General features: G+C 75.5%; 1 protein-coding gene and 1 pseudogene. Both read left to right on the top strand.

Translation table 11 applies throughout. The features are described from left to right. Positions 1-308 (top strand): annotated as a pseudogene (locus ND747_RS16260) (peptidase M52); the annotation flags it as partial. Next, complete coding sequence (locus tag ND747_RS16250) at positions 301-1629, top strand: hypothetical protein (RefSeq protein ID WP_285900628.1); 1329 nt, start codon at positions 301-303, stop codon at positions 1627-1629. The pseudogene ND747_RS16260 and the gene ND747_RS16250, both read left to right, overlap by 8 nt. The last annotated feature ends 17 nt before the right edge of the window (positions 1630-1646 follow it).

Genomic DNA, 1646 nt, shown 5'->3' with positions numbered 1-1646 from the left:
CCCCCGGCACCGTCCACCGGGTGCCCGCGGCACGGCTCCTCGACGCCGGCGGCCCCTGCGCCACCGGCCCGACGCGGCTGCCACAGCCGCACGCGGTGCGCTGGGACCAGGCGCTGGTGTTCGCCCGCTGGCTGCTGGGCGCCGACTACCCGACGGACATCGTCGTCTACCTGATCGAGGCCGGATGCCTCGATCCCGGTGCCGACCTCACCCCAGCCGTGCGCCGATCGATGGAGCGAGTACAGAGCATGATCCTGAACGACCTGGCGAAGCTACCCGACCCGGCCGCCGGTGACCACCATGACTGAGCCGACAGAACCCACCGAGCCGACAGAACCCACCGAGTCAACAGGACCCACCGAATCGGCAGGACCCACCGAATCGGCAGAGCCCACGCGGCCGGCGGGGCTGGCCCGGCCCCAACCGGTCGGGGTGTTCCCGCTGCCCGCCGGCTACCTGCTCGTTCCCGGCGACGACGACGCATCGGCGGCGGTGCGCCGCGATCTGGCCGCCGGCCGACTCCCGTCGGTGTGGCCGCCACGGCTGCGGGCGCTGGAGCTCGCCCATCGGGGCGAGGTCGCCGCCGCCGCGGACCTGCTGGTCGGCGACGACCCGGTCGAGCGGTACAACCGGTTCGTCCTGCGTCCCGCGGGACCGCCCGTGGAGGATCCGGCTGACCTGCGCGCGGCGCTCGGACCCGAGGTGGGCGTCCTGGTCGACGCGGTGCGCTTCGCCACCGGCGCGCTGGCCGAGCCGCCGGAGCTCACCGGCGAGACCGACGAGATCGCGGCGCTCGTGCACGCCACCCTCGCCGCCGCGGCGATGGCCGGGGGCGCCCCGGAGCAGGCCGTGAGCCATCTTGGCCGGGCCCGGGAGGCGGCTGCACCGGTCGTCCCGGGCCTGGCGGCGCAGCTGCAGTCCGCCGCCGCCGACCTGCGCCACGGCCTCGAGGGACCGACCGACGCGGTGCTCGCCGACCTCACCGCGGCCGGCGACGCCCTGGCCGCCACCGACCTCGTCCTCGCCCAGGCCGAGCTGCGCCTGTCCCTTGGCTCCGCCTACCAGGAACGGGCCAGGGAAGACCCGGAGAGCCTGCGCCCGGCGATCGAGCAGTACCTGGCGGTGCTGCGGCTGGTCACCCTCGACTCGGCCCCGGAACTGTTCGCCGCGGCCCAGGTCAACCTGGCCACCGCCTACCTGGCGATCCCGATGACCCAGGCGTCCGACCAGCTGCGGATCGGCGTCGCCATCGGGGGCCTGCGCACGGCGCTGACCGTCTACACCCCGCAGACACATCCACAGCGGTGGGCCAGCGCCCAGCTCAACCTCGCCAACGCCCTGGTGTACGCGCCGTCGGCGCACCGCCGGGAGAACCTGGTCGAGGCCGCCGGGCGGTTCTCCCAGGTGGTGGCCGCCCGGGATCCGCAGACCGACCCGATCGGGTACGCCCGGGCACTCGCCGGCCAGGGCAACGCCCTCGCGCATCTCGGCGCCGTCCAGCCCGCGGTGAAGGCCCTCACCGACGCCGAGGCCGCCTTCACCCAGGCCGGATCCGCCGACGAGGCCCGGGTCGTGCGCGCCCTGCTCGACGAGCTCGCCCAGTGGGCTGCCGAGGCCCGCTCCACGTGAGGGTCACGGCGTCCGGC

Origin of the sequence: Frankia sp. R82, assembly GCF_023716925.1 — a bacterium.
Classification (GTDB): Bacteria; Actinomycetota; Actinomycetes; order Frankiales; family Frankiaceae; genus Frankia.
This window is presented reverse-complemented; position numbering and strand designations above follow the sequence as displayed.

Excerpts from the sequence above, each read along its gene's own strand:
- ND747_RS16250 (WP_285900628.1), top strand. The coding sequence starts at position 301 with ATGACTGAGCCGACAGAACCCACCGAGCCGACAGAACCCACCGAGTCA.